Consider the following 21770-nt stretch of genomic DNA (forward strand, 5'->3'; position numbering starts at 1 on the left):
CTCTCATCATTTCCCACATGTTTACTATTATTATAAAACAAACCGTAGGACAAAATATAGACCAAACAAAAGAAAAAAAAGAACTGGAAATTCCCAGCTCACAGCGGAAATAACAGTTTACAAGCAAACAAAAGCAAAATGGCTCCACCTAATACTTCGCTATATGTACCTAGCCAACGTTGAAAGCGACGCCCAAGAAGCAGCCCCATCCACGTTAATATCATACTCGTCAATCCAAACGCCATGACCGCTAATGCTATTTCTACCCCATAAATCCCTAAACTCAACCCGACAGAAAAGCTGTCAAGGCTGACGCTAAATGCAAATACAAACAAACCGATACCGATCGGCCTCAACCAATTCTCTTGTTCATGACGAAAGGAGGCGATGACCATTTGTATACCGAGAATAAACAACAGCGCCCCACCAATGTATGTCGCCATATGTCCAAGCTGAACAGATAACAGTCGCCCGACCCCCATGCCAATTAAAGGCATGATCACATGAAAACAGCCGACAGTCAATCCAACATAGACAATTTGCTTCAGACGGAGCCGAAGCAGTCCCATGCCGAGGCTGACCGAAAATGCATCCATCCCTAATGCAAACGCCATCATCGCTAATGTCACGATTTCTCCAACCATACGAATGCCCCCTTAGGACGTGCCCTCACGTTAACATATGCACATCCTAAGGAGTTTAGACATCATTTTTCCATCAATTGTTGATAACCAGCTGCCTTTAGCAATCGATTCATAATAGCGGCCCCGATGCCTTCGTTCGGAAACGCCTCGCTATAAATGAAATCCACATGTGTTTCATCAAACGTTCGTAACGCATCATAAAGCTGTTTCGCAACCGTTCGTAAATCGCTTCGTCGTCCGCACGCAATAACGACATCAGCTTCATACATATCACGTCGTTCTTCCGTCGTCAACACCCCTACAGTTAGTCCAATCGCTCGTTTTTCATTTACGATTTGTTGTAAAAATGACGATGAGCCGTGTACAACGACTAACGGAGCTTTCGGGGCGTAATGTGTATATTTCATCCCTGGAGATTTCGGCACCGCCCCTTTTTCCACAAGCGCACGATCGATATCCACAACACCGATCACTTGTTCAATGTCCTCTTTTGTTACACCACCTGGTCGTAAAATCGTCGGAATCGCTGTCGTGCAGTCAATAACCGTCGATTCAACCCCAACGCCTGTTGCCCCTCCATCAACAATAGCCGCAATGCGTCCATCTAAATCATCAAGCACATGTTTGGCTGTCGTCGGACTCGGTCTTCCGGAGCGATTCGCACTTGGCGCAGCAATAGGCAAGCCGCTCGCCTGAATGAGCGCAAGCGCAATCGGATGATTCGGCATGCGTACGGCTACCGTGTTCAAACCGGCAGTCACACGTGGAGAGACAGCATCCTTTTTCGGCAAAACGAGCGTGAGCGGCCCCGGCCAGAAATGCTCTATTAACGTATATGCGACAGGAGGAATGTCGCAGGCAATATCGTGCAGTTGCTCCTTTGTCGCAATGTGGACAATAAGTGGATTATCGCTCGGTCTCCCCTTCGCGACAAAGATGTTTTCCACAGCGGCTGTGGACATGGCGTTCGCACCAAGACCATATACCGTTTCCGTCGGAAATGCGACAAGTTCACCTCGCTGTAAATACGAAGCGGCTTCTATAATCTGTGGATAAGTATTTAAATCATCCACATTTTTATCCACAAAAAACACATGTGTCTTCAACGTTTTCACCTCATAAATATTCAAATCGCTTATTTTTTTATCAACATTTCACACGCATTTTACAACTTTTTTCTTCAATGAGTATAAAAGATTCACACAAAACAAACAACAATTGTCCACAAATTGTGAATAAGTTTCTCGTTTTTGTTGATAATTTTGTGGATATGTTATTGAATGAGCTTTTTCCATACTTCTGCAACGAAAAATTTCACTTCTACTCGCTGTTCGTCTTCCACGACAAGCGGTTGCTCATCCATTCGTTCTTGTTGCTCTATTTTCTTTTCCACAGGACGAACCGCTTCACCTGTGGAAAAGTCGAGAAAACAGAGCGGAGGAAACAAGACGCACCACCAGTTTGCTCCTTCCCCTTTGCCAAGCGTAATTAATACGGCATCATACTCGCCTGCTGGATATATATATGATCCGTATATTTTCGTTGGAAATGACACGCGTCTAAACGTCACGTTGTACGTCTGATCGCTTTTCTTCTCATGAAGAACGCGAGCGACCGTTTGTTCAATGTCTGGCACATGTTGGGCAATGACTCGTTTCGCTTCTTCAAATGACGTTAAGTCGCTCACCCATGTTGTAATTTGATCGTTTACTGCGTCGCGAACCGCACGCTTTAACGCTTGATCCTCTGGCGAATCGCTATTTGCTAAAATGCGCAATCGTACCGCTTCGTTTGGGATCACGACATCGCTTTGCGCCTTTGTTTGTTCCCCATATATCGTGACAATGCCCCCAATCATCACGAACGTCATATATAAAATGATAACGTATTTGTTCATCGTTTACCTCCCCTTTCTTGTTATGCATTGTAACCAGGGGAGAAGAGTTATAAACTATGAAAATAAAAAAATATAAAAAAGCTTCCGATGTTACTCGGAAGCGAGATTGGCAATGACGATGCGCTCCTTGCCGTTTATATCACATATCACATCGACATGCGCAGAAGGAAATGCATGTTGCAACATCGCTTGGACAGCTTGCCCTTGACCGTGACCGATTTCAAACGCAATCAGTGATTGATCAGAAACGACGTGAGGAAGTTGCTGCGCCAAACGGCGGTAAAACAACAAACCATCTTCGCCACCGATGAGCGCTCGAAGCGGCTCTTTTTGCACGATGGGCGATAACGTTGGAATGTCGTGTGCTGGAATGTATGGCGGATTAGAAACGACAACATCAACTTGTATGCCACGCTCGATGATCGGCTTAAGTAAATCCCCTTCTAACCAATGGACGCAAGCGCCAAGCTTTTCGGCATTTTGTTTAGCCACTTCGAGCGAGCGGACGGCAATATCAATGCCGTACACTTGCCATGTTGGCCGCTCTAACGCCAACGTAATGGCAATCGCCCCACTTCCTGTTCCGACGTCAACTAGGCGAAGGGGCTGCTCGGTTGTACGCGCAAGCACGTGGGCGACGAGCTCTTCCGTTTCCGGACGCGGAATGAGTACGTGTTCATTCACGATAAATGTTCGTCCGTAAAACTGCTCATACCCGATTAAATATTGAATCGGGATATGCTCAAGCGCATGTTTTTTTACGTCTACCATAAACATTTGCTTGCTCGTTTCATCGATTGGTTCACGCAACGAAGCAAATAATTGCGCGCGCGTCATGTGCAAATGGTGGCGCAACAACCATTCTGCAGCCGTTTCTTCTTTGCCGTGCTCTCGGAAAAAAGAAGAAGCCCATTGAAGGACTTCATATATTTTACTGCTCATTGTTCGCTTGCTCCAATTTTTTCGATTGATCGTCTAAAATGAGCGCATCAATAATTTCATCTAGCTTTCCTTCTAACACTTGATCAAGTTTTTGAATCGTCAATCCGATACGATGATCGGTGACGCGGTTTTGTGGGAAGTTGTATGTGCGAATGCGCTCGGAGCGATCTCCTGTTCCGACCGCTTGTTTGCGCGTTTGGTCATACTCCGCGCGCGCTTCTTGTTGGTATTTATCGTAAATGCGCGCACGCAATACTTTCATCGCTTTTTCTTTATTTTTAATTTGCGATTTTTCGTCTTGGCAAGACACGACAATACCTGTTGGGATGTGCGTTAAACGAACGGCTGACATCGTCGTATTGACGCTTTGTCCCCCCGGACCGCTTGATGCAAACGTATCGACACGAATATCTTTTTCGTTAATTTCAATTTCGATTTCTTCCATTTCCGGCAAGCAAGCGACTGTCGCCGTTGACGTATGGATGCGCCCGCCTGATTCTGTCTCTGGTACACGCTGAACACGATGGGCACCGTTTTCAAATTTTAATTTCGAATATGCCCCTTTTCCTTGAATCATAAAAATAATTTCTTTATAGCCGCCAAGTCCTGTCGGATGTGCTTCAATGACTTCTGTTTTCCATCCTTGCGACTCGGCATAGCGCGTATACATGCGATACAAATCGCCCGCAAAAAGTGCCGCTTCTTCTCCCCCTGCCGCTCCGCGAATTTCCATAATAACGTTTTTATCGTCATTCGGATCTTTTGGAAGCAACAGTACTTTTAGTTTTTCAACAAGTTGCTCTTCGCGCTCTTCTAGTTCGCTAATTTCTTCTTTTACCATGTCGCGCATATCTGGATCGAGCTTTTCTTCAAGCATCGCTTTCGCATCCGCCAACTGCTCACGCACCGTTTTATATTCACGATACGTTTGGACAGTCTCAGCTAAATCCGATTGCTCTTTTGAGTAATCACGCAACTTTTTCGGATCATTTAACACATCTGGATCCATTAATAGTTCATTTAATTTTTCATAACGGGCTTCTACCGCTTGTAAACGATCGAACATTTTTCTCACCTCGACTTTTCATTATATCATAAACGATCATATGAAAAAACTCGCCCTTATGGACGAGTGACCGTTTCTTTACATGCTTTATTTTTCTTTGGATGATCAGGCACTTCATGATGATGGCGGCAACGTGGTTCGTACGATTCGCTGGCTCCGATTAAAATGACGGGATCGTGGTAAGATGCTGGACGCCCATTAATGAGCCGCTGTGTGCGCGATGCAGGGGAACCGCAAACAGTACAAACAGCTTGTAGCTTTGTCACCGATTCAGCGATCGCCATCAGCGTTGGAACAGGTCCGAACGGTTCGCCGCGAAAATCTTGATCTAAACCTGCTACGATGACGCGATATCCTTCATCGGCGAGCTGTTGAACAACATCAACGACATGTTCATCAAAAAATTGTACTTCATCAATCGCGACAACGTCTGTCTGCGTTGTCAAGTGCTTTCGAATGTCTGATGCACATGACACAGGAATAGCGATAACAGATGTTCCATTATGGGAAACGACAGCTTCTTCGCTATATCGATTATCGATCGCTGGCTTAAACACTTTCACTTCTTGTTTCGCAAACTGTGCGCGACGTACACGGCGAATCAGTTCTTCCGATTTTCCCGAAAACATGCTACCGCAAATGACTTCTAGCCAGCCGGATTGCTTCATAACATACATCAGGGCGACCCCTCTCTTTCATACTTTCACGAAAAAAACAGGCAAGTGAAAAAAGTTCGCTTGCCTGTTTTCATGACATACGGATTACTTAAGGCCGTATTTTTTGTTAAATTTATCAACACGTCCTGCAGCAGAAGCGAATTTTTGACGTCCTGTGTAGAATGGGTGGCACGCTGAGCAAATTTCTACGCGCACTTCGTCTTTCACAGAACCGCTCTCAAACTCGTTCCCACACGCGCATTTAACCATCACTTTTTTATAGTTTGGATGGATTCCTGCTTTCATCTCATTTCATCTCCTTCCGCCCTGAATCTTTTCGAAACAGAGTTTATATGCAATGAAAAACACACATGATAAAATTATAACAATCGTATGACTGTTTTGCAACTATCCATTTATAACCGTTTCAAATTTCCGGCTGCTTTCCACTCTTCATCTAACATCGCAAAAAACTCTTCATTCGTTTTCGTTTGCTTTAATCGATGGATAAATCGCTCAATAAAGTCTGGGGTATCCGACATCGTCTTACGAATCGCCCATAATTTTTCTAAATGCTCTCTCGGAATTAATAGCTCTTCTTTTCGCGTGCCAGAACGACGAATGTCGATGGCAGGGAAAATGCGTTTTTCCGCTAATGAACGATCGAGATGAAGCTCCATATTTCCTGTTCCTTTAAATTCTTCATAAATGACATCATCCATGCGCGAACCTGTATCGACAAGGGCGGTAGCTAAAATCGTTAAACTACCACCTTCCTCAATGTTGCGCGCCGCTCCAAAAAACCGTTTCGGACGATGGAATGCGGCCGGGTCAATTCCTCCCGATAACGTACGTCCGCTTGGAGGAATGACTAAGTTGTATGCGCGCGCTAAACGCGTAATACTATCCATTAAGATAACGACATCACGCTTATGTTCAACGAGGCGCATCGCACGTTCAAGCACAAGCTCTGCCACTTTAATATGGTTTTCCGGCACTTCATCAAACGTGGAGCTGACGACATCCGCCGATACAGAACGTTCAATATCTGTCACTTCTTCTGGGCGCTCATCAATAAGCAAAACGATCAGTTCAACATCTGGATGATTTGTTGTAATGCTGTTGGCAATTTCTTTTAACAACATCGTTTTTCCCGCTTTCGGAGGAGCGACAATTAAACCGCGCTGACCGAATCCGATCGGAGCAATCAAATCAATGAGGCGAGTAGATAGCTTGTCTGGTGTCGTCTCTAGTTTCATTTGTCGGTTCGGATAAAGCGGTGTGAGCGCCGGGAAGTGAACGCGTTCTTTTGCAATTTCTGGGTCTTCACCGTTTACTGCCTCAACGTGCAGTAAGCCGAAATATCGTTCATTTTCTTTTGGCGGGCGCACTTTTCCCGATACTTTATCACCGTTGCGCAAATCAAAGCGGCGAATTTGCGATGCGGAAATATAAATATCTTCCGAACTAGGGGAATAGTTAATTGGACGCAAAAAGCCAAATCCTTCTGATTGAATAATTTCAAGCACGCCTTCCATGAAAAAGAGGCCGTCTTGTTCAGCGCGCGCTTTTAAAATGGCAAAAATCAATTCTTTTTTTGTCAGTTTACTGTAATATGAAATTTTGTATTGGCGAGCTAATTCATATAGCTCTTTAATCGTCATATTTTCTAGCGTTGCAATCGTTAAATCTCCTAACTCCATACTTACACCACTCTTTTATTTAATTTTCATGAATTGCTCTTTTGGATGGAAACAGCGAAGACGAAAAGATGATGACGAGAAGAAACATAACATGACTATTTTACCCTTTTTTTATGTTGTCAATCAATAGAAAAAGAGCGAGAGCGCGAAAAGTTCGCGCATCTCGCGATTATTTAATGACGAGGTTCGGCTTTTTCTTTAAGCTATGACGCCCTTCGATGAAACGAACGGTGCCTGACTTTGCGCGCATGACAACAGAGTGCGTCTCGCCGTATGTTCCTTTAAATTGCACACCACGCAACAATTCTCCGTCCGTTACACCCGTTGCTGCAAAAATGGCGTCGTCCCCTTTTACGAGATCTTCCATGCGCAATACACGGTTTACATCTAACCCCATTTTTTTGCATCGCTCTAGTTCCGCATCGTTTTGTGGCAATAGCTTCCCTTGTATTTCCCCACCGAGACATTTGAGCGCCACAGCAGCTAACACCCCTTCTGGAGCGCCTCCTGACCCAAATAAAATGTCTACACCTGTATGGTCAAACGCTGTATTAATCGCTGCGGCAACGTCACCGTCATTAATAAGCTTAATGCGCGCTCCTGCTTCGCGCAACTCCGCAATGATGCGCTCGTGACGCGGACGATTTAAAATGATCGCCACAACGTCTTCAATATCTTTATTTTTCGCTTTAGCAACTGCTTTTAAATTATCGATAATGGGAGCGTTAATGTCGATCATGCCGACCGCTTCTGGGCCAACCGCAATTTTGTCCATGTACATATCTGGCGCATGAAGCAAATTGCCGTGATCCGCCACAGCGACGACTGCTAACGCGTTCCACCCACCAGAAGCGACAATGTTCGTTCCTTCAAGCGGATCAACCGCCACATCAACACGCGGACCGTAACCGTTGCCAAGCTTTTCCCCAATATATAGCATCGGTGCTTCGTCCATTTCCCCTTCACCGATGACGACTGTTCCTTTCATCGGAATCGTATCAAATACGTCGCGCATCGCAGACGTGGCAGCTTCATCTGCTTCGTCTTTTTTCCCGCGCCCCATCCAGCGGGCTGCAGCTAATGCAGCAGCTTCTGTGACACGGACAAGTTCCATCGATAAACTTCTTTCCATCGTTTCTCCCTCTCCCCTTTGGTGCATTATGTGTTCTTCAGTTGCTCGATTTCTTGTTCTGTCATTTGTTCACGCCAAACTGTAGCGCCAAGGTTGACAAGTTTGTCAACTAAGTTGCTGTAGCCGCGATCAATATGTTCTAATCCTGTAATTTCTGTAATCCCTTCGGCCATTAATCCGGCGACGACAAGCGCTGCACCTGCACGCAAATCGGTTGCACGAACTTTCGCTCCTTGTAGTCGTGATGGACCTGTAATAATGGCTGAACGTCCTTCGACTTTCACATTGGCGTTCATGCGCCGCAATTCATCGATATGTTTAAATCTGGCGCTATAAATCGTATCTGTCACAATGCTCGTCCCAGACGCTTTCGTTAATAGTGAAGTGAATGGCTGTTGTAAATCGGTCGGAAAGCCGGGGTAAACGAGCGTTTTAATATCGACGGCCCGAAGATGATCTTTCGTCGCAATAAAAATTTGGTCATCGCTCGTTTCGACAACGACACCCATTTCTCGCATTTTTGCAATGACTGCTTCTAAATGCTGCGGAATGACGTTGTCAATAATCATTTCTCTCCCCATGGCTGCACCGATAATCATATACGTTCCCGCTTCAATGCGATCCGGAATAATGGAATGGCGGCAACCGTGCAACTGTTCCACTCCGTCAATGCGAATGACGTCCGTTCCTGCGCCTTTAATGCGTGCGCCCATGTTCGTCAACAACGTCGCAACGTCAATAATTTCTGGCTCTTTTGCCGCGTTTTCAATTATTGTTCTCCCTTTTGCTAGAACGGCAGCTAACATAATGTTAATCGTCGCTCCAACGCTGACAACGTCCAAATAAATACGCGCACCACGCAGCTCTTCCGCCCGTAAATAAATCGCCCCTTGTTCATTTGTCACCTTCGCCCCGAGCGCCTCGAATCCTTTAATGTGTTGGTCGATCGGACGCGGACCGAGATGACACCCACCCGGAAGACCGATGACCGCTTTTTTAAAACGTCCGAGCATCGCGCCCATCAAGTAATATGACGCGCGCAATTTTTTCACTTTTCCGTTCGGCAAAGGCATGGAAACGATATGCGACGGGTCAATGACGACTTCGTTTTCGTCAAAATGAAATGTACCGCCAATTTCTTCAATTAATTGCCCTAGCACATGAACGTCTGAAATGTTCGGCAACCCTTCAATGACTACAGGTGAGTTTGCTAAAATAGCGGCTGGAATAAGCGCGACGGCGCTATTTTTCGCCCCGCTAATGCGCACGGAGCCTTGAAGGAGGTCACCGCCAACAATTTTTAACTTTTCCATATGTGTCTCCCTTCTCGCAAAGCAAGTCCTAGAACGCAACGGAAAACTGCTAAATCATTATTTTTGGTTTGCTTTATTCCAGTCTGCTAAAAACTTTTCGATGCCTTGGTCTGTAAGCGGATGTTTAAATAGTTGCATAAGCACGTTGTAAGGTACTGTTGCAATATGTGCACCTTTTAATGCTGCCTCTGTCACATGTTGTGGGTGACGAATAGATGCGGCGATAATTTCTGTATCAATGTCGTGAATGGCAAAAATGTTCGCAATCGTTTCAATTAAGTCTAAACCGTTATGACCGATATCATCTAAACGACCTAAAAACGGTGACACGTATGTCGCACCAGCACGCGCTGCTAACAGCGCTTGGTTCGCGCTAAAAATAAGCGTGACGTTCGTTTTAATTCCTTTTTCACTAAACACTTTTACTGCTTTTAGTCCCTCTGGCGTCATCGGCACTTTAATTGTAATGTTTGGTGCGATTTTCGCTAATTCTTCCCCTTCTGCAATCATTCCTTCTGCATCGGTTGCGATCACTTCGGCGCTAACGGAACCGGAGACGAGCGAAGTAATTTCACGAAGACGATCGTGGAACGATACGTTTTCTTTTGCGACGAGGCTTGGATTTGTTGTTACTCCCGCTAAAATACCTAGTTCATGGGCTTGGCGAATTTCATCAATATTTGCCGTGTCAATAAAAAATTTCATAATTTTCAACCTCCTAAACGCTTTCAAAAATGGAATGAAACAAAACCGCCCGCTTCAGCAAGGCTGAAACGGTGCGGCTTGTATTACAACGCTTTGCCGGAAGAACCGAATTCGCGCATTTTGCCGATGACTGTTTCTTTAATCGCATCGCGGCCAGGGCCAAGGAATTTGCGCGGATCGTACACTTTTGCATCTTTCGCTAGCACTTCGCGCACCACTTTTGTAAATGCCATTTGGTTTTCTGTATTCACGTTAATTTTAGATGTACCGAGGGAAATGGCACGTTGAATTTGTTCTGTCGGGATACCTGTTCCGCCGTGTAAAACGAGCGGTACACCTGTACGATCGCGAATTTCTTCCATCTCTTTAAATCCTAATTTTGGTTCTCCTTTGTATGGACCGTGTACAGAACCGAGCGCTGGCGCTAAACAGTCAATGCCTGTGCGCTTGACAAGCTCTTCGCACTCATCTGGATTTGCATAAATAATTCCTTCCGCAACAACGTCATCTTCTTGTCCGCCAACTGTTCCTAGCTCAGCTTCAACGGATACGCCACGCGCATGAGCATACTCAACAACTTTTGTTGTAATTTCAACGTTTTCTTCAAACGGATGATGTGATGCATCGATCATGACTGATGTAAATCCGGCGTCAATCGCTGCTTTACATTTTTCAAAGCTTGAACCGTGGTCAAGATGAATGGCGACAGGAACAGTAATGTTCATGTCTTCCATTAATCCTTTCACCATGTTCACAATCGTTTTGAAGCCGCCCATGTAGCGAGCTGCTCCTTCAGACACGCCAAGGATTACAGGAGATTTTTCTTCTTCCGCCGCTGCTAAAATGGCTTGTGTCCATTCTAAGTTGTTAATATTGAATTGACCGACTGCATACTTGCCTGCCAATGCTTGTTTAAGCATTTCCGTCATCGAAACTAAAGGCATCGCTAAATCCTCCTTAAATGTAGCCATTATTCACTATCCGAAAGCGCCTTTCACATGTACAATGACCAAAATACGACAATTTTATACAAGACGACATCGAATAGTATGTACATTATAAGAATAACAAACTTTGTTTCCACACATCAACATTATTCACCGAAACGAACGAAACTTTGTGAAAAAAGTTCAAAAAGCTGTCAACGGTTAACCAATATATTTTTTCACTGCATCACGCATATCATCAATGTCAAAAGGTTTCGCAAAATGGGTTAGTGCACCAAGCTTTTTCGTTTCATGGATCATATCGAGTTCGCCGTAAGCGGTCATCACGATGACTTTCACATGTTCGTTCATCTGTTTCATTCTCTTTAAAATTTCTACCCCATCCATCCCCGGAATTTTCATATCTAACAGCACTAAATCAGGGGAATGTTTCGCAAATATATCGAGCGCCTGAATGCCATTTGCCGCTTGGTACGTTTCGTATCCTTCTTTTTGAAACACTTCATTTAGTAAAATACGAATGCCAAACTGGTCGTCCACAATTAAAATCTTCCCCGCCATGGTAAACACCTCTATTTTCTCTTTATTCATATGTAACATTCCTATTTTTATTATCGTATCATTATTTCGAAATTTTTACCATTTATCCTGCTTGCTGTTCGAATTTTGATCATTTTTTTATTTTTTAATATAATGAACAACAAACGATTAGTCGCATGAAAAGGAGATGAATCATGTTAAAAATATTATCGACGCAGCTCGCAGGTGTGTTTCAGCGAATAAGCGCGCAAGAAGAGGAGCAGTTTGAAGATGCTGCCCGCTTATTTGCCCAAGCGATCATTAGCGACGGTACCATTTTTGTTTACGGAATCGACGAAATGGAAGCTGTCGTTGCTGAAGCGCTACATGGGGCTGAAAAATTGCCGAACGTTAAACTGCTAAACATAAACGAAGTAACAACCGCTGACCGCGTGCTCATCGTTTCGCGCTTTTGTACGAATGAAGAAGCGATTCGCATCGCCAAACAGCTTCACGAACAAAACATATGGACGATCGGTATGTCATCTATCGCTGAGGAAACGAAACCGTCGCTCGTTGACTACGTCGATGTGCATATTGATTTATGTTTAAAACAGCCCCTCGTTCCAACAGAAGATGGCACACGTATCGGCTTCCCTTCGGCAGTCGCCGCTTTGTTCGCTTATCATAGTTTAGTGCTGATGACAAAAGAAATTGTGAACGAATATGAATAAGAGGATGCCCATAGCGGACATCCTCTATTATTTTTCTAGCGATGCGCGAATAAATTCGCGGAAAAGTGGTTGCGGGCGCGTCGGACGAGATGTGAATTCCGGATGAAACTGCGCCGCGACAAACCACGGATGATCTTTCAACTCGATAATTTCTACAAGACGGCCATCTGGGCTTGTTCCTGAAAAAACAAAACCATTTTCTTCCATCATTGTGCGATATTCATTGTTGAATTCATAACGATGGCGATGGCGCTCATAAATGACCTCATCTTGATATGCTTCGTATGCTTTCGTTCCCTCAACGAGCTTGCACGGATACAAGCCGAGACGAAGCGTTCCACCTAAATCTTCGATGTCTTTTTGTTCTGGCAATAAGTCGATAATCGGATGTGGTGTGTTTGGATTAATTTCCGCTGAATGGGCATCTTTTAACCCAACGACATGACGAGCAAACTCCACAGATGCTAACTGCATGCCTAAACAAATGCCAAGGAACGGAATGCGTTGCTCACGCGCATAGCGAATCGCCTCAATTTTTCCTTCAATTCCACGGTCGCCAAATCCGCCCGGAACGAGAATACCGTTCACTCCTTGAAGCAACTGCGCCACATTGTCGCGGTCGACATGCTCTGAGTTAATCCAACGAATGTCTATATCCGCATCAAACGCATACCCTGCATGACGCAACGCTTCCACGACAGAAATGTACGCATCTTGAAGCTCAACGTATTTTCCAACGAGCGCAATCGTTGTTTTGTTTGATAAGTTGCGCACTTTTTCAACGAGTGCGATCCATTCTGTCATATCCGCTTCTTTGCAGTTTAGTTTTAAATGTTCACACACGATTTGGTCTAATTTTTGTTCTTGAAGCATGAGCGGTACAGCGTATAACGTATCGGCATCGCGCGCTTCAATGACCGCTTTCGGATCAATGTCACAGAATAAAGCAATTTTATCTTTCATATCTTGAGACATCGGCATTTCTGTGCGCACGACGATGACGTTTGGCTGAATGCCTAGGCTACGCAACTCTTTCACGCTATGTTGCGTCGGTTTCGTCTTCATCTCACCTGCCGCTTTAATGTACGGCACAAGCGTACAATGAATGTACATCACATTGTCGCGACCAACATCGCTTTTAATTTGACGAATCGCTTCTAAAAACGGAAGAGATTCGATGTCGCCAACCGTTCCGCCAATTTCCGTAATGACGACGTCCGCATTCGTTTCGCGACCTGCTCGGAACACACGTTCTTTAATTTCATTTGTAATGTGCGGAATCACTTGTACCGTTCCACCTAAATAGTCGCCACGGCGTTCCTTTTTCAATACGGTCGAATAAATTTTTCCTGTTGTCACGTTGCTGTATTTGTTTAAGTTAATGTCAATAAAGCGCTCATAATGACCTAAATCTAAGTCTGTTTCCGCCCCGTCATCTGTGACAAACACTTCTCCGTGTTGATACGGACTCATCGTTCCTGGGTCAACGTTAATGTACGGATCAAATTTTTGAATCGTTACTTTCAAACCACGATTTTTTAATAATCGACCGAGTGAAGCAGCCGTAATTCCTTTCCCAAGCGATGAAACGACGCCACCTGTTACAAAAATATATTTCGTCATCAAACCTTCCCCCTCAACTCATTTGGAATAGTTACAGTGTGTGCGAATTCGGGGAAAAATAAAAACGCTCCGCTTACAAATATGTAAGGGAGCGAACGTATCTCTATGAAAAGAGCCCAAACAGAATTCTACATATATCGATGTAAAAAGTCAAGGTTATAATTCCTCATCTTCTTCTAACTCTAATTCTTCATCGACGACGTCTAACTCTTCATCAAGCGGGGCATCATCTAAATCTAGTTCTTCATCTAATAAATCGTCGATCACTTCTTCATCTTCATCTAATACAAAATCATCGTCTAACAGCTCTTCATCGTCTAATAGTTCTTCATCTAAATCGTCATATACTAATTCATCTTCATCGATGATATCATCAAAGTCATCAAAGTCATCCGCCACTTTTTTCTTCTTCTTGACGCGCTCGACAGGTACCGCTTCATCTTCTGTTTGATCGTATGGATACCATGCGCGCAAGCCCCAAGCTGTTTCCCCGATACAAATAAACCGTCCATCGACGTTTAAATCTGTATAAAACTGCGCCAATCGCGCGCTCACTTCGCTTTCAGATAATCCTTTAATCGCGACTAGCTGTTCGACCATCTCTTGAAAAGATACCGTTTGCTTTTTCTCACACAATAGCAAATATGCAAGTTCGACGAAAGACATCTCTCGCAATTGTTCTTGAGAGTATTGCTCCAAACTCACTTTCCGCACTCCCTTTCTCCAACGTATGAAAACAACAAAAATCCATACCATTCATTATAAACAAATTCATTTACTTTATGCTAGAGCGTTGCCCAAAAAAAATGTCGGGACATTCCCCGACATTACATATTGCGACGATATTGTCCACCGACTTCATACAATGCTTTTGTAATTTGTCCTAAGCTGGCGACTTTTACCGTCTCCATCAGCTCGGCGAAAATGTTTCCGCCGCTTACCGCGACATGTTTTAACCGCGCAAGCGCTTCTTCCACTTCGTCTTTATGTTCTTCATGGAATTTGCGTAAGTTTTCGAGTTGAAGCTGCTTTTCTTCATATGATGCACGCGCGAGCTGCAAGCTTTCAATTTCTTCTTCGACTGCTGCGTTCGGATTTAAATATGTGTTTACGCCAATAATCGGGAGTTCCCCGCTATGTTTTTTCATTTCGTAATACATTGATTCATCTTGAATTTTGCCGCGCTGATATTGCATTTCCATCGCGCCAAGCACACCGCCACGCTCATCGAGACGCTCAAACTCTTTCAACACCGCTTCCTCAACTAAATCTGTTAATTCTTCGATAATGAATGAACCTTGCAGTGGGTTTTCATTTTTCGTCAACCCGTGCTCTTTTGTAATGATGAGCTGAATGGCCATCGCGCGACGAACAGACTCCTCAGTCGGCGTTGTGATTGCCTCATCGTAAGCGTTCGTATGAAGCGAGTTACAGTTATCATGAAGCGCCATGAGCGCCTGTAACGTTGTGCGAATGTCATTAAAATCAATTTCTTGGGCATGAAGCGAACGTCCTGATGTTTGTACGTGATATTTCAACTTTTGGCTTCGTTCATTCGCCCCGTATTTTTCTCGCATCGCAACCGCCCAAATGCGTCTTGCTACTCGACCGATCACTGTATATTCTGGATCAAGGCCGTTGCTGAAGAAAAATGATAAGTTTGGCGCAAAGTCATCAATATGCATACCTCGGCTTAAATAATATTCGACGTACGTAAAACCGTTCGCAAGCGTAAATGCCAATTGCGTAATCGGGTTCGCTCCCGCCTCGGCAATATGATAGCCTGAGATCGAAACAGAATAGTAGTTGCGCACGCGGTTGTCAATGAAATATTGTTGAATATCGCCCATCATGCGCAAAGCAAATTCGGTTGAGAAAATGCACGTATTTTGCCCTTGGTCTTCTTTTAAAATGTCCGCTTGAACCGTTCCACGTACCGTTTGCAACGTCTGTGCTTTTACTTGTTCGTATTCTTCTTGCGTCAGTTTCCGACCAAGCTCGGCTTCTTTCTTTTCGACTTGTTGATCGATCGCTGTATTCATAAACATCGCTAAAATGATCGGCGCAGGTCCGTTAATCGTCATCGATACAGACGTGAGCGGATCGCACAAATCGAAACCTTTGTACAACTTTTTCATGTCATCTAACGTACAAACACTTACACCGCTCTCACCAATTTTCCCGAAAATGTCTGGACGTTCATTCGGATCTTCCCCATATAACGTCACGGAGTCGAATGCTGTACTTAACCGTTTCGCCGGGTCGTCTTTGCATAAGTAATGGAAGCGGCGATTTGTCCGCTCTGGCGTACCTTCTCCTGCAAATTGTCTCTTCGGATCTTCCTCTTGCCGTTTAAACGGGAATACACCAGCCGTAAATGGAAATACACCCGGAACGTTTTCTTTATAAAGCCATCGTAAAATTTCCCCGTAATCTTTAAACTTCGGCAACGCTACTTTTGGAATATCTAAACCTGCCAAACTTTTTGTCGTTAGTGGGGTGACGATTTCTTTATCCCGCACTTTCGTCACAAACTCTTTTGCGGCATATTTCTTTTTCACGTCTTCCCATGATGCTAACAGCTTTCTTGACTCCGGCGTTAACTTTTCCTCATATGTCCGCTTCGCCTCTTGTAAAGCTGCCACCGCTTGTTCATCATGGCGCTCGTTCATCGTTTCGATGGCGCCTTCAAGCTGAAATACGCGACGAGCGATGTCACATTGCTCATTGACGCGTTTATGATATTGTCGGATCGTATCAGCAATTTCCCGCAAATAATGGCGCCGTTCGTTCGGAATGATCACATTTTGTTTTTCGACATGATCCACTTTTTGCAACGTCGTCGTCCAATTTGTTCCCATTCGTTCGTTAATTAAATCAATTAATGCGACAAACAACGTATTCGTTCCAGGATCGTTAAATTGGCTAGCGATCGTACCGAACACCGGCATGTCGCTCACATCGCGATCAAACAATTGATGGCTGCGCTGATATTGCTTTTGCACTTGACGCTTCGCATCTTCTGACCCTTTGCGCTCAAATTTATTAATGACGATGAGATCGGCATAGTCGATCATATCAATTTTTTCAAGTTGCGATGGTGCGCCAAATTCACTCGTCATAACATACATCGCAATGTCGCAAATATCTTTAATTGCTGCATCACCTTGCCCGATCCCGCTCGTCTCAACAATGACTAAATCAAAACCTGCCGCTTTGACAACGTCAATTGCATCTTGAATCGCAAGCGACAATTCCGAACGGGAACTGCGCGTCGCCAAACTGCGCATATATACGCGCGGCGAAGAAATCGCATTCATACGAATGCGGTCGCCAAGCAACGCACCGCCCGTTTTTTGTTTTGTCGGGTCAACGGACAAAATAGCTACTTTTTTGTCTGGAATTTCGTTTAAAAAGCGGCGTACAAGCTCATCGGTAAGCGAGCTTTTCCCAGCACCACCCGTTCCCGTAATACCGACTACCGGGACGCGTTTTGCCATCGCCTTCACTCGTTGTAAAGCAACTTCTGTCGCAGCGGCTACTTCACTATGATCGTTTACGCGATTTTCACACACAGTAATTAATCGCGCCACCGCTTGAACGTCTCCGTTTGCTAATCGTTCGACTTCATCTGTTATTTCTCTGACCGTTGGGAAATCGCATTCTTCCATCATGATGTTAATCATTCCTTGCAACCCGTAACGCCGCCCGTCTTCTGGTGAAAAAATACGAGCGATCCCATACGCGTGCAATTCTTTTATTTCCCTTGGAATAATCACGCCGCCACCGCCACCGTAAATGCGAATATGCGAAGCGCCCCGCTGTTGCAATAAGTCGTACATATATTTAAAAAATTCCATATGTCCGCCTTGATACGAAGATACAGCAATCCCTTGTACGTCTTCTTGAATCGCAGCGTTCACAATTTCTTCTACTGAACGATTATGCCCTAGATGAATGACCTCCGCTCCACTCGCTTGTAAAATGCGGCGCATAATGTTAATGGCCGCATCGTGTCCATCAAACAAACTCGATGCCGTCACAAAGCGAACGTGATGTTTCGGACGATAAATGTGCGCCATCTTTCTCCCATCCCCTTTCGCTACCGCTTCATAATGCCTTCAAGCAATAGCTTTGTTTGCCATTCAATATATTCATCGAGCGTATACATTTTTTTCAACGCCCAACGACGGAACCCCCACATTTGACCGAGAACGAAAATGTTATGTGCAAATAATTGAATTTCTTGTTCTGTAAGGGAAAATACCCCGTTGTCAACACAGCGCCGTAAAATATGTTCAAACATCGCCACCATTTGCAATTCTTTGTTTAACACGTACGGGAGCGATTCTTTGCCAAGCGACTTCGCTTCTTGATACATGACGAGCACCTCGTCTTGCAGCTCGTCAACAACGCGAAAATAGTAATCAATCGCTAATTTTAACCCGTCTAAATCCCCTTTTGTCGTATCGATTGCTTGCTCCATGCGATCGCGTACTTCATCGTAAATTCGGTCGCACACTAAATAAAGAACGTCTTCCTTTTTGCGAATGTATTCGTATAACGTTCCGATGCTAAAGCCAGAAGCGCGGGCAATTTCGCGCGTCGTCGTTTGGTGAAACCCTTTTTGTTTAAATAACGAAATTGCCCCTTTAATCATTTGATTGCGCCTTTTTTTCACAAGCCGTTCGTCTTTCACAGACGCGGGCACTTCACGCTTCTTCATTACATCACTCCTATTTCGTTAACATTCTTGAAATAACGATGCGCTGAATTTCTTGCGTTCCTTCATAAATTTGCGTAATTTTTGCATCGCGCATAAAGCGTTCTACTGGATAATCTTTCGTATAGCCGTAACCGCCGAAAATTTGTACCGCTTCAACGGTGACTTTCATCGCTGTATCCCCTGCAAACAATTTCGCCATCGCTGATTCTTTTCCGTACGGTAAGCCGTTTGATTCGAGCCATGCAGCTTGATATGTTAGTAAGCGCGCCGCTTCAATGGCTGTTGCCATATCCGCTAGTTTAAAAGCGATGCCTTGTTGTTCTGCGATTGGCTTACCGAATTGAACGCGCCCTTTCGCATATTCAACCGCTGCATCTAACGCGCCTTGCGCGATGCCAACCGCCTGCGCCGCGATGCCGTTTCGACCGCCATCGAGCGTCATCATCGCAATTTTAAATCCTTCTCCTTCTTGACCGAGCAAATTTTCTTTCGGAATGCGACAATCTTCAAAAATGAGCTCCGTCGTTGGCGATGAACGAATGCCAAGCTTTTTCTCCTTTTTCCCGATCGAAAACCCAGGCGTTCCTTTTTCAACAATAAATGCGCTAATGCCGCGATGTTTTTTCTCAGGATCGGTCACCGCAAAAACGATATAAATTTCCGCTTCGCCGCCGTTTGTAATCCATACTTTTGAGCCATTTAGTACGTAATGGTCGCCATCGCGCACGGCACGCGTTTTCATCGATGACACGTCAGAACCAGCCCCCGGTTCGGACAATCCGTATGCTCCAAGCTTTTCACCTGTTGCTAATGCCCGTAAATACGTTTGTTTTTGTTGCTCCGTCCCAAATTTATAAATGGGCCAACTCGCTAACGAAATGTGAGCAGATAGCGTTACTCCTGTTGATGCGCACACTTTTGACAGTTCCTCAACAGCAATCACGTATGCTAAATAGTCGCTCCCGATGCCGCCGTATTCCTCTGGCCATGGGATGCCTGTTAAGCCAAGCTCCGCCATTTTGTTGAAAATGGCGCGATCAAACCGTTCTTCTTCATCGCGTTCGGCCGCTGTAGGCGCGACTTCATTTTTCGCAAAATCGCGCACCATTTTTCGTATCATTTCATGTTCTTCACTTAGTTGAAAATTCATTTTCCCATCCCCTTTAATAAATGTTTACTAATCACAAGCCGTTGAATTTCGCTCGTTCCTTCGTAAATTTCACATACTTTCGCATCGCGGAATAACCGCTCGACCGGATAGTCTTCTGTATAGCCATTTCCGCCGAAAATTTGTATTGCTTCAATGGCGTTTTCCATCGCTGTTTTTGATGCAAACAACTTCGCCATCGATGCTTCTTTTCCGCACGGCATGCCGTTTGTACGTAAAAAGGCAGCATGATACACGAGCAATTTGGCCGCTTCAACATTCGTTGCCATATCTGCTAGTTTAAAGGCGATCCCTTGTTGCTCGGCAATTGGCTTGCCGAACTGAATGCGTTCTTTCGCATAGCTCGCCGCATGTTCCAACGCTGCTTCGGCAATGCCGAGCGATTGCGCCGCAATGCCAATACGCCCGACATCTAAATTAGCCATCGCGATTTTAAATCCGTCCCCTTCTTGACCGAGCAAGTTTTCTGCTGGCACACGCATATCTTCAAACGACAGTTGTACCGTGCGCGAACCGTGAAGCCCCATTTTTTTCTCGTCTTTTCCGATAACAAGACCGGGCGTCTGTTTTTCAACGATAAATGCGCTTACCCCTTTGCTTCCCTTTTCTTCTGGATTTGTACGGGCAAACACGATGTACGTATCCGCTTCGCCACCGTTTGTAATAAATACTTTTGAGCCGTTTAATACGTAATGGTCACCATCGCGAATGGCGGTCGTTTTTAAGCTCGCCGCATCGGAACCTGATCCTGGTTCTGTTAAACAAAACGCCCCTAAATATTCCCCGCGCGCTAGCTTCGGCACATATTTTTGCTTTTGCTCTTCCGTTCCGAAATATAAAATCGGGTTTGTACCGACGGACGTATGAACCGATAAAATGACCCCGACGGTTGCGCTTACTTTTGAAATTTCATGAATGGCGATAATGTATGACGTGAAGTCCATTCCCGCACCGCCATATTGTTCAGGGACGGTAATGCCCATGAGGCCAAGCTCCGCCATTTTTTCAAGGATGGGGCGCGGAAACTCTCCTCGCTCCATGCGCTCGACAAACGGTGCAATTTCATTTTCCGCAAACTCGCGCACCATTTGACGCATCATTTGTTGTTCTTCTGTAAAATGTACATTCATGCTGTCAACTCCTTTTATTCGTACGTATAAAATCCTCGTCCCGTTTTTCTTCCGAGCCAGCCCGCTTTCACATATTTGCGTAAAAGCGGACACGGACGGTATTTGTCATCCCCAAGTCCATCATGAAGCACTTCCATAATGTATAAACACGTATCTAATCCGATGAAATCGGCTAAGGTGAGCGGTCCCATTGGATGATTCATCCCGAGCTTCATCACTTCGTCAATCGCTTCTTTTGTCGCAACCCCTTCATATAAACAATAAATGGCCTCGTTAATCATCGGCATTAATACACGATTGGAAACAAATCCTGGAAAGTCATTTACTTCAACCGGTACTTTTCCTAACGTTTTTGTCATTTGTTCGATCGCTTCATACACTTCATGAGCTGTTGCGAGACCGCGAATAATTTCTACAAGTTTCATGACCGGTACCGGATTCATAAAATGCATGCCAATTACTTTTTCTGGTCGTTTCGTTGCTGCGGCAATTTCTGTGATCGGTAATGAGGACGTGTTTGTTGCTAAAATGGCATGCGGAGGTGTGATTTCATCTAGTTGTGCAAATAACGCTGTTTTCACATCCATATGTTCAACGACCGCTTCGATCACGATATCCACATCGCTTCCATCGCGCAAATCGGTCGATGTGCGAATGCGGCTCATCGCTTCATCGCGCTGTTGCTCGCTTAACGATCCTTTTTCAACGAATTTATTGATGCTTTTTTTAATATTGTTAAGCCCCCATTGCACGCGCTCTTCGTTCACATCGTTTAAAATGACATCATATCCTGCCGTTGCGCACACTTGGGCAATGCCTGATCCCATTTGACCAGCGCCAACAACCATCACTTTTTTCATCTTCC

Annotated in this window: 21 protein-coding genes; 1 reads left to right on the forward strand and 20 read right to left on the reverse strand. The window is 44.8% G+C overall.

Going from position 1 to position 21770, the window contains the following annotated elements; genetic code table 11:
* Nucleotides 1–98 precede the first annotated feature (98 nt).
* From ACPF7I_RS13875 to ACPF7I_RS13935, 13 genes are all read right to left on the reverse strand, one after another.
* A complete protein-coding gene (locus ACPF7I_RS13875) occupies nt 99–644 on the reverse strand; it encodes a manganese efflux pump MntP family protein (protein WP_430745654.1) in 546 nt (181 codons plus the stop codon).
* Between the two features lie 62 nt (nt 645–706).
* A complete protein-coding gene (locus tag ACPF7I_RS13880; RefSeq protein ID WP_430745652.1) occupies nt 707–1750 on the reverse strand; it encodes an L-threonylcarbamoyladenylate synthase in 1044 nt (347 codons plus the stop codon).
* A 167-nt stretch (nt 1751–1917) separates the two neighbouring features.
* Nucleotides 1918–2541: a stage II sporulation protein R gene (spoIIR, locus tag ACPF7I_RS13885; RefSeq protein WP_430745651.1), complete on the reverse strand. Its 624-nt coding sequence runs from the start codon at nt 2539–2541 to the stop codon at nt 1918–1920.
* Between the two features lie 90 nt (nt 2542–2631).
* Nucleotides 2632–3483, reverse strand: a complete 852-nt coding sequence (gene prmC / locus ACPF7I_RS13890) for a peptide chain release factor N(5)-glutamine methyltransferase (RefSeq protein ID WP_430745649.1) — start codon at nt 3481–3483, stop codon at nt 2632–2634.
* Nucleotides 3473–4549: a peptide chain release factor 1 gene (gene prfA, locus ACPF7I_RS13895; RefSeq protein ID WP_430745647.1), complete on the reverse strand. Its 1077-nt coding sequence runs from the start codon at nt 4547–4549 to the stop codon at nt 3473–3475. Before prfA ends, prmC begins: the two co-directional genes overlap by 11 nt.
* Before the next feature lie 56 nt (nt 4550–4605).
* Nucleotides 4606–5226 carry a thymidine kinase gene (locus tag ACPF7I_RS13900; protein ID WP_430745645.1) on the reverse strand — a complete coding sequence of 207 codons (621 nt, stop codon included), beginning with the start codon at nt 5224–5226 and terminating at the stop codon, nt 4606–4608.
* An 84-nt stretch (nt 5227–5310) separates the two neighbouring features.
* Nucleotides 5311–5511 (reverse strand): 50S ribosomal protein L31, encoded by a 201-nt coding sequence (gene rpmE, locus ACPF7I_RS13905; protein ID WP_003397039.1) that lies wholly within the window; start codon nt 5509–5511, stop codon nt 5311–5313.
* A 110-nt stretch (nt 5512–5621) separates the two neighbouring features.
* A complete protein-coding gene (gene rho / locus ACPF7I_RS13910; protein ID WP_430745643.1) occupies nt 5622–6908 on the reverse strand; it encodes a transcription termination factor Rho in 1287 nt (428 codons plus the stop codon).
* Nucleotides 6909–7077: 169 nt separating this feature from the next.
* Complete coding sequence (glpX, locus tag ACPF7I_RS13915) at nt 7078–8040, reverse strand: class II fructose-bisphosphatase (RefSeq protein ID WP_181519457.1); 963 nt, start codon at nt 8038–8040, stop codon at nt 7078–7080.
* Between the two features lie 26 nt (nt 8041–8066).
* Nucleotides 8067–9353, reverse strand: coding sequence for a UDP-N-acetylglucosamine 1-carboxyvinyltransferase (locus ACPF7I_RS13920; RefSeq protein WP_430745641.1), 1287 nt, complete (start codon nt 9351–9353; stop codon nt 8067–8069).
* A gap of 57 nt (nt 9354–9410) precedes the next feature.
* On the reverse strand, nt 9411–10058 hold the full coding sequence (fsa, locus tag ACPF7I_RS13925) for a fructose-6-phosphate aldolase (protein ID WP_430745639.1): 648 nt from the start codon (nt 10056–10058) through the stop codon (nt 9411–9413).
* Between the two features lie 83 nt (nt 10059–10141).
* Nucleotides 10142–11002 carry a class II fructose-bisphosphate aldolase gene (locus ACPF7I_RS13930; RefSeq protein WP_430745638.1) on the reverse strand — a complete coding sequence of 287 codons (861 nt, stop codon included), beginning with the start codon at nt 11000–11002 and terminating at the stop codon, nt 10142–10144.
* A gap of 204 nt (nt 11003–11206) precedes the next feature.
* Complete coding sequence (locus ACPF7I_RS13935) at nt 11207–11566, reverse strand: response regulator (RefSeq protein WP_003397047.1); 360 nt, start codon at nt 11564–11566, stop codon at nt 11207–11209.
* Between the two features lie 173 nt (nt 11567–11739).
* Between ACPF7I_RS13935 and ACPF7I_RS13940 the strand changes: the two genes are divergently transcribed.
* Nucleotides 11740–12258: a DUF2529 domain-containing protein gene (locus ACPF7I_RS13940; protein WP_430745636.1), complete on the forward strand. Its 519-nt coding sequence runs from the start codon at nt 11740–11742 to the stop codon at nt 12256–12258.
* A 27-nt stretch (nt 12259–12285) separates the two neighbouring features.
* On the opposite strand, the gene ACPF7I_RS13945 is transcribed toward ACPF7I_RS13940, so the two are convergent.
* The 7 genes from ACPF7I_RS13945 to ACPF7I_RS13975 all read right to left on the reverse strand — a co-directional run bounded on the left by ACPF7I_RS13945 (nt 12286) and on the right by ACPF7I_RS13975 (nt 21765).
* Nucleotides 12286–13881 (reverse strand): CTP synthase, encoded by a 1596-nt coding sequence (locus ACPF7I_RS13945; RefSeq protein WP_042534956.1) that lies wholly within the window; start codon nt 13879–13881, stop codon nt 12286–12288.
* Nucleotides 13882–14037: 156 nt separating this feature from the next.
* Nucleotides 14038–14586, reverse strand: a complete 549-nt coding sequence (rpoE, locus tag ACPF7I_RS13950) for a DNA-directed RNA polymerase subunit delta (protein WP_257636757.1) — start codon at nt 14584–14586, stop codon at nt 14038–14040.
* A 122-nt stretch (nt 14587–14708) separates the two neighbouring features.
* Entirely contained in the window at nt 14709–17963 is a 3255-nt protein-coding gene (gene icmF, locus ACPF7I_RS13955; RefSeq protein ID WP_430745634.1) for a fused isobutyryl-CoA mutase/GTPase IcmF, read from the reverse strand.
* Between the two features lie 20 nt (nt 17964–17983).
* Nucleotides 17984–18607: a TetR/AcrR family transcriptional regulator gene (locus tag ACPF7I_RS13960; protein WP_009360987.1), complete on the reverse strand. Its 624-nt coding sequence runs from the start codon at nt 18605–18607 to the stop codon at nt 17984–17986.
* A gap of 10 nt (nt 18608–18617) precedes the next feature.
* Nucleotides 18618–19757, reverse strand: coding sequence for an acyl-CoA dehydrogenase (locus ACPF7I_RS13965; RefSeq protein WP_430745632.1), 1140 nt, complete (start codon nt 19755–19757; stop codon nt 18618–18620).
* Complete coding sequence (locus tag ACPF7I_RS13970; protein ID WP_430745630.1) at nt 19754–20905, reverse strand: acyl-CoA dehydrogenase; 1152 nt, start codon at nt 20903–20905, stop codon at nt 19754–19756. Before ACPF7I_RS13970 ends, ACPF7I_RS13965 begins: the two co-directional genes overlap by 4 nt.
* Nucleotides 20906–20919: 14 nt before the next feature.
* Complete coding sequence (locus ACPF7I_RS13975; RefSeq protein WP_430745629.1) at nt 20920–21765, reverse strand: 3-hydroxybutyryl-CoA dehydrogenase; 846 nt, start codon at nt 21763–21765, stop codon at nt 20920–20922.
* Between the last annotated feature and the right edge of the window lie 5 nt (nt 21766–21770).

It is taken from the genome of Anoxybacillus dikiliensis, from assembly GCF_050613275.1.
Taxonomy (GTDB): Bacteria; Bacillota; Bacilli; order Bacillales; family Anoxybacillaceae; genus Anoxybacillus.

Coding starts and splice junctions, on each gene's coding strand:
- ACPF7I_RS13920 (WP_430745641.1), bottom strand. CDS start 9,353: ATGGAAAAGTTAAAAATTGTTGGCGGTGACCTCCTTCAAGGCTCCGTG.
- ACPF7I_RS13875 (WP_430745654.1), bottom strand. CDS start 644: ATGGTTGGAGAAATCGTGACATTAGCGATGATGGCGTTTGCATTAGGG.
- rpmE (WP_003397039.1), bottom strand. CDS start 5,511: ATGAAAGCAGGAATCCATCCAAACTATAAAAAAGTGATGGTTAAATGC.
- ACPF7I_RS13960 (WP_009360987.1), bottom strand. CDS start 18,607: ATGAAGAAGCGTGAAGTGCCCGCGTCTGTGAAAGACGAACGGCTTGTG.
- ACPF7I_RS13975 (WP_430745629.1), bottom strand. CDS start 21,765: ATGAAAAAAGTGATGGTTGTTGGCGCTGGTCAAATGGGATCAGGCATT.
- ACPF7I_RS13900 (WP_430745645.1), bottom strand. CDS start 5,226: ATGTATGTTATGAAGCAATCCGGCTGGCTAGAAGTCATTTGCGGTAGC.
- spoIIR (WP_430745651.1), bottom strand. CDS start 2,541: ATGAACAAATACGTTATCATTTTATATATGACGTTCGTGATGATTGGG.
- rho (WP_430745643.1), bottom strand. CDS start 6,908: ATGGAGTTAGGAGATTTAACGATTGCAACGCTAGAAAATATGACGATT.
- prfA (WP_430745647.1), bottom strand. CDS start 4,549: ATGTTCGATCGTTTACAAGCGGTAGAAGCCCGTTATGAAAAATTAAAT.
- ACPF7I_RS13940 (WP_430745636.1), top strand. CDS start 11,740: ATGTTAAAAATATTATCGACGCAGCTCGCAGGTGTGTTTCAGCGAATA.
- ACPF7I_RS13965 (WP_430745632.1), bottom strand. CDS start 19,757: ATGAATTTTCAACTAAGTGAAGAACATGAAATGATACGAAAAATGGTG.
- glpX (WP_181519457.1), bottom strand. CDS start 8,040: ATGGAAAGAAGTTTATCGATGGAACTTGTCCGTGTCACAGAAGCTGCT.
- ACPF7I_RS13935 (WP_003397047.1), bottom strand. CDS start 11,566: ATGGCGGGGAAGATTTTAATTGTGGACGACCAGTTTGGCATTCGTATT.
- fsa (WP_430745639.1), bottom strand. CDS start 10,058: ATGAAATTTTTTATTGACACGGCAAATATTGATGAAATTCGCCAAGCC.
- ACPF7I_RS13970 (WP_430745630.1), bottom strand. CDS start 20,905: ATGAATGTACATTTTACAGAAGAACAACAAATGATGCGTCAAATGGTG.
- icmF (WP_430745634.1), bottom strand. CDS start 17,963: ATGGCGCACATTTATCGTCCGAAACATCACGTTCGCTTTGTGACGGCA.
- prmC (WP_430745649.1), bottom strand. CDS start 3,483: ATGAGCAGTAAAATATATGAAGTCCTTCAATGGGCTTCTTCTTTTTTC.
- ACPF7I_RS13930 (WP_430745638.1), bottom strand. CDS start 11,002: ATGCCTTTAGTTTCGATGACGGAAATGCTTAAACAAGCATTGGCAGGC.
- ACPF7I_RS13945 (WP_042534956.1), bottom strand. CDS start 13,881: ATGACGAAATATATTTTTGTAACAGGTGGCGTCGTTTCATCGCTTGGG.